Annotated in this window: 5 protein-coding genes; 1 reads left to right on the top strand and 4 read right to left on the bottom strand. The window is 67.0% G+C overall.

Annotated features, from left to right (window positions below; translation table 11 throughout):
• Window positions 1-194: 194 nt before the first annotated feature.
• The 4 genes from ACFY0O_RS36325 to ACFY0O_RS36310 all read right to left on the bottom strand — a co-directional run bounded on the left by ACFY0O_RS36325 (window position 195) and on the right by ACFY0O_RS36310 (window position 5928).
• The gene (locus ACFY0O_RS36325) at window positions 195-1667 is read right to left on the bottom strand and encodes a UDP-N-acetylmuramoyl-L-alanyl-D-glutamate--2,6-diaminopimelate ligase (protein ID WP_388955041.1); all 1473 of its coding nucleotides are present in this window, start codon (window positions 1665-1667) and stop codon (window positions 195-197) included.
• Window positions 1668-1739: 72 nt separating this feature from the next.
• Entirely contained in the window at window positions 1740-3122 is a 1383-nt protein-coding gene (gene murC / locus ACFY0O_RS36320; RefSeq protein ID WP_388955038.1) for a UDP-N-acetylmuramate--L-alanine ligase, read from the bottom strand.
• A gap of 350 nt (window positions 3123-3472) precedes the next feature.
• Window positions 3473-4150, bottom strand: a complete 678-nt coding sequence (locus ACFY0O_RS36315; protein WP_388955035.1) for a hypothetical protein — start codon at window positions 4148-4150, stop codon at window positions 3473-3475.
• 812 nt (window positions 4151-4962) lie between these two features.
• Window positions 4963-5928, bottom strand: coding sequence for a protein NO VEIN domain-containing protein (locus ACFY0O_RS36310; protein WP_388955032.1), 966 nt, complete (start codon window positions 5926-5928; stop codon window positions 4963-4965).
• Between the two features lie 229 nt (window positions 5929-6157).
• On the opposite strand from ACFY0O_RS36310, the gene ACFY0O_RS36305 reads away from it, so the two are divergent.
• Window positions 6158-8158 (top strand): DNA/RNA helicase domain-containing protein, encoded by a 2001-nt coding sequence (locus tag ACFY0O_RS36305; protein WP_388955030.1) that lies wholly within the window; start codon window positions 6158-6160, stop codon window positions 8156-8158.
• Window positions 8159-8177 lie beyond the last annotated feature (19 nt).

Below are 8177 nucleotides of genomic sequence, written 5' to 3'. Positions count from 1 at the left end.
CGGAAACAGCCCCCCGTTTGACTTCCCTCCCGCGTGACGCAGACTGGACCGGCCGGGAAAAGGACCACATCCCAGAAAGGAAGACGACCAACCCCTCCCGGCACACCCCTACCTTTTCTTTTATTTTCTCATCTCTCCGATAACCACCCGACGAGCAAGGGACTACGGGTGGGGGGCAAGTGATTCCGTCGGCGTCAGGCGTTTCGTCGGATGACTTCGCGGACTGTTTCCATGTCGTCGAAGGGAAGAGTGGCGGTTCCGACGATCTGGTACGTCTCGGAGCCCTTTCCTGCGATCAGTACCGTGTCGTCGGTCCGGGCGGTGTTCAGGGCGCGTTCGATGGCCTGGCGTCGGTCGGTGTGCCGCTCGAACGACGTGCCTGTTTCGGTGATGCCGGCGACGATGCTGTCGAGGATCGCTTCCGGGTCCTCGCTTCGGGGGTTGTCCGAGGTGAGGATGCACAGGTCCGAGTGCTGGCCGGCGATCTTCCCCATCGGAGCTCGTTTGGAGGGGTCTCGGTCTCCGCCGCAGCCGAAGACGGTGATGACGCGTCCCTGTGTGAAGCCGCGGATGGTGGTGAGAACGCTTTCCAGGGCGTCAGGGGAATGCGCGTAGTCGACGACGACGGTGACGCCCTGGTTGGTGCTGATGGTCTCGAATCTGCCCGGTGTAGGGGGGAGCTCTGCCAGGGCTTGGATGACGGATGGCACGCTGTGGCCCAGGGTGACGCAGGTCGCGGCGGTCGCCAGGGCGTTGGCGACGGCGAAGCGGCCGGGGACAGGGACGCTGGCCCGGTGCTCCGAGCCCTCGTGGTGGAGGGTGAACGCTGTTTCCGTGGCAGTGATGGCGATGTCGCTGGCTCGGAAGTCCGCAGTGCTGGTCGTGATGCCGAAGGTGGTGACGGCATCGGGCATGAGCGTGGTGATCTCGCCTCCGACGGGATCGTCCACGTTGACCACCGCGTGCCGAGCCATGCCTTGGAAGAGAGCCAGTTTCGCTTCTTTGTAGGCGTTCATGGTGCCGTGGTCGTCGAGGTGGTCGGGGGTGAGGTTCGTGAATACCCCGATATCGATGAAGGTGCGGTCCACCCGGTGCTGGGCGAGGGCCATCGACGAAGCCTCCAGCACGACGGTATCTGCCCCCCGATCCCGCATCAGCCGCAGAACGTGCTGCAGATCGACTGCTTCGGGAGTGGTGGGCGTCGTGGTGGGGAGAGCGACAGGTTCGTCCCTGACTCTCAGGCCGGCGGTGCCGATGACACCGACGTTGGCATCGGTGACGGCGCGCAGCACCGCTTCGATCATGAAGGCGACCGATGTCTTTCCGTTGGTTCCCGTGATGGCGACCATGTCCATCAGGCGACCGGGCTCTCCGTAGTAGCGAGAGGCCAGAGCCGCGGCAGCCGATCGAATGTCCGGTACGCGCACCGCACAGACGTGGGACGGCAACTCCGACTCGTACTTCTCCGCGACAACGATCGTTGCCCCGCTGTCCACAGCCGCGTCGATGTACTGGTGACCGTCGGTACGACGGCCTGGGACAGCAAGGAACAAGTCACCCGGACACAAAAGCCGCGAGTCGTAGACCAACCTTCCTGTGACTTGGACCGACGGGTTCCCCTGCAGGACCTCATGGGATTCTCCGGCCAGCAGGTCGCTCAGTCTCATCACAGGTCTGTCTCCACGTAGGTTCCAAGGCGAAAGGCAGGCACCCCCGGCTGGGGATGCCTGCCCTCGGAGTTACCGCTGACCGTCGAGGTACGCGTGTCCGACCTGGGCCACATCGTTCGGGCCGAAAGTCACCAGGGCGCTCACATCTCGTGCCCATCGACTCATGTGCGCGCACACGGCTTCGACGTCCGGGGCGGTTCCGTTGTCAGGGACGTAGTGGGCGTCCAGCCCGGCTTCGGCCAGGACTCGCACCACGTCACGCGCGTGCATGCCGAAGTCCTCGGTGTCGCGGCCGGGGTAGATATCGGTGACCACGATCCGATCACCCTTGGCGAAGGGGTCGGGGTATTCGTTCAGCAGGTCACGGACCCGGCTGAAGGAGGTCGGACGCAGCACGATCGCGATGTTACCCGGCGTGGCCCTGCGGATGGCCGCCATCGTGGCCGCGGCCTCTCCCGGGGTGCATGCCTTGTCGTCGTAGACGTGCACTCCGTTGCGGGTGCCCAAATGCTGCAGACGGCGGGGTGCGCCGGCGAACGTCTCGACGGCGTCGCGCATCTGATCGAGTTCGAGCCCGTGCTGGTGACCCATCGCGACCGCGCCCAGGATGTTGGTCACGTTGTGCTGACCCAGGAGGTGCGGGGCGAGTTCGCCCATCGTGGTTCCCCGGTGGAGGACCGTGAAACGGGGGCGGCCGTCATGCCAGGAGGTGATCTTCGCCTGGTAGTCGGCGGTCTGGGCGAGACCGAAGGTGACTCGTCGGCCCTGGGAGGCCGTGATGGTGCGGGCCACTGGGCAGTCCGCCGAGGTCACCAGCAACCCGCCGTGACGGATCTTCCCGGCGAAGTCGTGGAAGGCACTGTGGGTGTCCTCCTCGTTCTTGAAGTAGTCCCCGTGGTCGCCGTGGACGACGTTGAGGATCAGCGCCGCCGACGGCTGCATGTAGTGGAAGGCCCTGTGGTACTCACATGCCTCGACGATGGCATGCCTGCCGCCGCCGTTACGGTAGTTGCCCTGGTCTGCGGTGGTGCCGACCGAGACCGTCGGGTCAAGTCCGGCGGCCACGAACACGGCCGCGACGAGTGAGGTCGTGGTGCTCTTGCCCCGGGTGCCCGAGACGGCGATGGACTCGGGGTGCTGCGCCATGATGGCAGCCAGCAGTTCCGCCCGGTCGACCGTCCTCACCCCCCACTCCTCGCCCTGGAGGACCTCCGGGTTAGTGCGGCCGACCGCGGCGAGGGACGCGACGACGAGCTGGCTGCTGTCTGGCAGGTTGGAAGTGGCGTGTCCGATGGACACCTGGATCCCCGACTGGGTGAGCGCCCGCACGTTGGGGCCGTTCGCGATGTCGGAGCCCGTGACCGTGTAGCCGCGCTGGTGAAGTGCGCCGGCCAGCGCACTCATGTTGCATCCGCCGATCCCGACGAAGTGCACGGGCTTTTCCTTCCGCATGCGATCCAGGTTGAACATTCTTTCCTCCCGGTGTGCCGGGAGGGGGTGGTCGTCTGGTGACGACCTGGGATGTGGCCCCCTTTTCCCGGCAGCCGGTCGTCAGCGCCACGCGGGAAAAAGGGAAGTCAAACGGGGGGCCCGAGGGTTCAAGATGTTTCGCGCCCGCGCGAAAGATCTTGAACCCTCGGAAACAGCCCCCCGTTTGACTTCCCTCCCGCGTGACGCAGACTGGACCGGCCGGGAAAAGGACCACATCCCAGAAAGGAAGACGACCAACCCCGACCGCACACCCCTACCTTTTCTTTTATTTTCTCATCTCTCCGATAACCACCCGACGAGCAAGGGACTGATCAAGGACTCTCTGGCGCCTCGTCTGAAGGGGTCTTTCCACCGGACATTCGGGGGCGGTGGGGGCCGGCTGCTGTGCGATTCTCGACGTAGGACCAGATGTCCGCGCGGCGATACCACCGGCGCAGGCGTCCGCTGGGAAGCTCCTCTTCTTCAACGGGTTGCGGCCAGCCCCGTGGCATGCGCTTGGGATAGTGACCGATGCTGACGGGCGTAACGCCGAGGACGCGAGCGACTTCCGCCAGGGTCAGCAGGTCGTCGGGGTCGCCCGAGCGGTCGAGGTAGACCTCGCGTCGCTGGGTGCGCTTCTTGTACTCGGCGTACCATGCCTCCCACTGGCCGGCGTCCCAGTACATGACGCGGTCCAGGGTCTTGACCGGTTCGGGATGTCCGTTCTCCTCGCGCAGCGCCCACAATCGCTCAAGAGTGCTGCGGGCAAGACCGTGGCGCTGTTCCAGGTCTGCACGGCTGACGAGATGTGCCGTACTGTTCCGGTTTTCGTACCACTGATCCCATTCAGCCGCATCCCAGACCAGCTCAACTCCTTTCTTCCCGACCGCTTCAGGATGTCCGTTCCATCGGCGCTCGCGATACCAGTCCTCCAACGAGGAGAGCGAAACGTCCCACCTCGCCATCAGATCACGCCTGCTGTAGACCTCACGGCCATCCAACGTCGTCACAACCGTCCTCCAATCCGTACTGGTCCCTGGCAAAACACGCTCCCCCTCCGAGCGGCCACCCAGCTCTCGCCTAGGATGAAACCGTCGCCTTTTGGAATGGGCTTGCTGATCACGCCCTCGGGCCAAAAGGTGTAGGACGGCTGACGGGCTGCCAGAGATTTTCCCGTCAGCCGTCCGCACAACTCACGCTTGTCAGTCCGGCGGCACCACACCACCAAACCCTTCCCAATTCCATTATCATGCCATGTTTCGAGGGGAGTTGCCACCGTCCCGCGGCGCACCGCCCGAAGCGCAGCGGAGGGCCCCGGGCCGCCAGGCCCGCACCGCCCGAAGCGCAGCGGAGGGCCCCGGGCCGCCAGGCCCGCACCGCCCGAAGCGCAGCGGAGGGCCCCGGGCCGCCAGGCCCGCACCGCCCGAAGCGCAGCGGAGGGCCCCGGGCCGCCAGGCCCGCAGGCGGTAGGCAGCTAGTGCCTGAGCACTGCCCAGAGATGTCGTACATCAGGCAAGCACGGGATGCTCCGCTTGCTGTCTCCTACGAAACCGCCCGGTCGAAGAACCGGCCTCAGCGGAAGCTGCTTCCTACCGGACCGCTTCACTGCCCCCCACCCACAAACAAAAAGTCCGGCAGGTCACCACCAGCAAAAGGAGGGCGTGACCTGCGCAAATGCATGGTGCGCCGACGGTACGGTCTCCCGCGCAGTCTCCCCCTCCTATGTCCCCGTCAGTGTCCCCCTCTTACATCCCCCGCTTCTTCCCCCTGAGCCGCCCAGAGCCGCGGACGTGAGAAACCGCGCAACTGGGGGTTTCTCGGGTCATGCGGTGGTGTGCGGGAGCCGGTATTCGTACTTGCGGGGGCGCAGGTCTTCCTCGGCCGGCTCCCAGTCTCGGTAGTACGAGACGCTTCCGCCGCTGGCCGTGTAGGGGTCGGTCTGGGTGTCGACTCGGATGTCGCTGACGACGTAGAGGTCCACGGTGTTGTCCTTGTCCCGGGCGTGGAGGACTTCGTTGATGGTCAGCTCGACGCTGGTGGCAGCGCCCGTGGTGCCCTTGACCTCGACGTGGCGTTCCTCGGTGCCACGGGTGCAGCGCAGGTCGTAAGGCTTGCCGAGCTTCTCAACTGTCCAGCCGTCCTGTTCGTAGTGGACGGTGGCGAGGGCTTCGGCGTGCTCTTCGATGGTCTTGCGCTTCTTGGGGTCGGAGATGTAGCCGGCGCCGCGGCGGCGCCTCTGGGGCTTCTTCTTTCCTTCGACCTGGTCGGCGGTGAAGCCCGGGGAACGGTCCAGGGGAACGTCTTCGGGCTCGTCGGGGTCGACGGGGATCCCGGCGAGCTCGAGCAGACGCTGGGCGGGCATCTGGACGATCTTGCCCATGCCGCGGTCGGTGCCGGAGCGGCGGATGGCGTCGCTTCCGGCTTCGGTGAGGGGGCCGTCAGGGCCGAGGGGGACGTTCTCGAGTTTGGCGAGGGGTTCGATGCCGAAGCGCTGGGGGTACTTCAGGCGTCGTTCCGCCTCCTCGTCGGGCCAGTGCCAGGCGGTTCCTGTGTAGAAGCCGCCGCGGACCTGGAAGAGGTAGAGGGTGGCGGTCTCTTGCAGCCAGTCGGCGAGCTGGACGCGGGGGGAGGCGCCGGTGGCCAGGACGGCGAACTGCGGTTTGGCGTTGTCGTATTCGGGTTTGGTCTCGGGGAAGCCCCAGGAGAGGGTGTCGATGCCGTGCTCGAGGTTGCGCTGTGACTCGGTGCTCTGGCCGACGTGGACCATGACGAACGTCGAACTCTTCATGCAGGGCATCATAAGCAGCCATCTACGCACGGGTCGATAGCAATTCTCCTTTGGTAGCCTTTCGCTGGCCTGTGCGCCTTCTCCTCAACTCGCCTGCCTAACAGAGGTATTCAGTCCAGGACCAGCCGCTGCGTGCCAGGGGCTGGCCGGTTCGGGTGCGGCACGGGCCGAACGGCCCAAGTAGAAGGCTCCACACGCGAGTACCGTTCGCAGACACAAGGAGACGTGCATGTCCGACGAGACCCCCGGCCTCTCCGTGCTCGCCGGTGCGTTCCCCGCACCTCGTCCGGCCCCCGGTCCACAAGAAAAACGCCAGGCGGCGCGGGGGCTGGTCGAGTGCGTTGCTGCTGGCCCGGTCGGTGAGATCGCCGCGCGCGTTGGCGACGCCGGTTTCATCGGCCGCTGCGTCGCGGGCTTCGCCCAGGCGGGGTTCGGAGCTCCGAGTGACGCCGAGGTCCGCAGTTGGCGCAACAGCTGGCCTGCGCTGACAAAGGCGCTGGTGCGGGCGGGCCTGTCGGATCTGCGGATGTATCTCGAGTACGGGACGCCCGGAGGCGGACGCCGCCTGGACGCGCTCCTGCTGGGGGCTGGCCCGGATGGGAAGCTGGTCCTGGTGGTGGTCGAACTGAAGCAGTGGCAGACCTGCCGTGTCCTCGACGGGGGAGAGCGGGTGCTGCGTTCGGACGGGGTCGTGACGGCCCATCCGGTCTACCAGGTCGCCGCCTACCGCAGCTTCTTCCAGCACTGGCGGCCCCAGGACGCGCCCGAACTGGACCTGCGCGCTGTGGTCCTGCTGCACAACGCGACCGCCGAGCAAGGGCTGGCCCTGCGTCGCGACGTGCCGGCGGTCGCCGACATCCCCGTCCTCACCTCCCAGGACCTCACTGCGCCGGCGGCACAGTTGGCCGGGCTGCTGCGCTGTGCGGACCTGACCGCGCCCAGCGCCTCACAGGTCGCCGCGTTCGAGGACATCCGGTGGACGCCGTCCACCCGGCTCCTGGAGCAGATTGGCTCGATCCTTCAGGGCAGTTCCTCGTTCGCGCTGGTCGGTGACCAGCAGGACGCTTTCCTGCGGATCCGCGACGCCGCGGCCCGCCACCTGACCGCCTCCCCTCAGCTGGCCGGGACGGCCCCCAGGGGAGCTGTGATCACCGTTCGGGGCGGGCCCGGCAGTGGCAAGACAGCCGTGGCTGTACGTCTGCTGGGGCACCTTATGCGGGCTCACCCCGACTCCGGCATCCGGTTCGTTACGCCCTCCGGTACGCTCCGCGCGCACCTTCTGGATGCGGCGGGCGGCTACAGCGCCGCCCGCGAGCTGTTCCCTTCAGCGGACGCTCTGCGTGGCACCGCCCGCCAGGCCCGCACCCTCGTCATCGACGAGGCGCAGCGGATCAGGCGGCGTGGCCCGGGACTGCCGCCGGATCTGGCGGCAGTGGTGGAGCATGTGCGGCTGGCCGTGATCTTCCTGGACGAGCGGCAGATCATCCGGCCCGACGAAGGCACGAGCGTGGAGGAGATCGCGGCGGCCGCCCGCGCCATGGGCCGGGTCCATCATCACCTGGAACTCACCGGCTCGTTCCGCTGCCGGGGTTCGGCCGCCTACACCGCCTGGGTCGAGTCCTTGCTGTATGGCGAGCCCGTGCCGTGGACCGGGCACGCCGGCTACGGGCTCGCCACGGTTGCGGACCCCTTCCTCCTCCAGGAGGAGATCGAGCGGGCCACCGCCGCTGGACACACCGCCCGTACGGCGGCGGGATTCTGCTGGCCCTGGACCAAGACCCGCCGCCGCGGTGCGACCACCCTGCCTTTGGACATCGCCATCGATGCGCCTGGCGGACCGGACCGGCCGGCACGGACATGGAAGGCCGCCTGGAACGCCGCCGGCGCCCTGATCGACCCTGCCGACGGAACCCCCATCGCGCCGCACAGTCAGCTCTGGGCCACCCACACCGGAGGCCACCAGCAGATCGGCTGCGTCTACACGGCCCAAGGACTGGAATACCGGCACGCCGGAGTCATCATCGGCTCCGACCTCACCTGGTCCAACGGGCGCTGGACCGCACACCCCGACCAAAGCCACGACAACGCCCTGCGCCACCTCGCACCCGACGACTACCTCCCCCTCGCCCTCAACACCTACCGCGTCCTGCTCACCCGCGGCACCCACACCACCCACATCCACAGCACCGACGCCGACACCCACGCATTCCTCACCCGCCTCACCAACTGAGTTAGACGCGCTGTGAACT

It is taken from the genome of Streptomyces sp. NPDC001594, assembly GCF_042893675.1.
In the GTDB taxonomy this organism is placed as follows: Bacteria; Actinomycetota; Actinomycetes; order Streptomycetales; family Streptomycetaceae; genus Streptomyces.
Note: the sequence above shows the minus strand (reverse complement) of the source record. Positions and strands in the feature narration are given on the sequence as shown.